The sequence below is a fragment of the Kitasatospora sp. NPDC059803 genome (genome assembly GCF_042732255.1).
Taxonomy (GTDB): domain Bacteria; phylum Actinomycetota; class Actinomycetes; order Streptomycetales; family Streptomycetaceae; genus Kitasatospora.
The window spans coordinates 1-553 of record NZ_JBHWIJ010000598.1; the positions used below are offsets into that span (position 1 = coordinate 1).

Here is a 553-nt window from a genome sequence, read left to right on the forward strand (position 1 = left end):
CGAGCAGGCCATGACCTTGTCCCGCGAGCGGATCCAATTGCTGCTGGACCAGAACATCGACGATCGCATCAACATCACGGAACCGCTGCGGGTGTACATGCGCCGGGGGGAGATTCCGCAGATCAGTGCGGTGCGCAGTCTGGTGGGTTGAACGCCACATTGTCCCTGCGGCTAGAGAGCTTTTTGTGGCGAGGGAGCTCCCTCACCACAGAGGCTCCCTTGTCCACATTGAGTGTTTTACACAGGCTGATGTTTCAGCGCTCGAATGCGTAAGACCGCTCCACCTTGCACACCCGTGTATGGCACGCCGAATACCAGATGGAGCGCCCCTGTTCGCGCACTTCGGTGTGTTCGGCGTGCTGCTTCCAGGCCAGGATCGCGGCTTCGCTGCTCCAGTAGGACACGGTGATGCCCAGGCCATCTTCCCCTCGCGCCGATTCCACGCCGAGAAAACCAGGTTGTTGCCGGGCCAGTTCCAGCATGCGGTCGGCGGCTTGTCCGTATCCGTTTTCGCCGTCAGTACGCCGGGCAAAGTAAAACACCCCGGAGTTAG

2 protein-coding genes are annotated in these 553 nt (G+C 60.6%); one reads left to right on the top strand and one right to left on the bottom strand.

The genetic code is table 11. The features are described from left to right. Positions 1 to 10 precede the first annotated feature (10 nt). The gene (locus ACFV6I_RS39750) at positions 11 to 151 is read left to right on the top strand and encodes a DUF2025 family protein (RefSeq protein WP_380431195.1); all 141 of its coding nucleotides are present in this window, start codon (positions 11 to 13) and stop codon (positions 149 to 151) included. Between the two features lie 103 nt (positions 152 to 254). On the opposite strand, the gene ACFV6I_RS39755 is transcribed toward ACFV6I_RS39750, so the two are convergent. Further along, a partial coding sequence (locus ACFV6I_RS39755) for an antibiotic biosynthesis monooxygenase family protein (RefSeq protein WP_380431192.1) occupies positions 255 to 553 on the bottom strand: 299 nt, incomplete at its 5' end.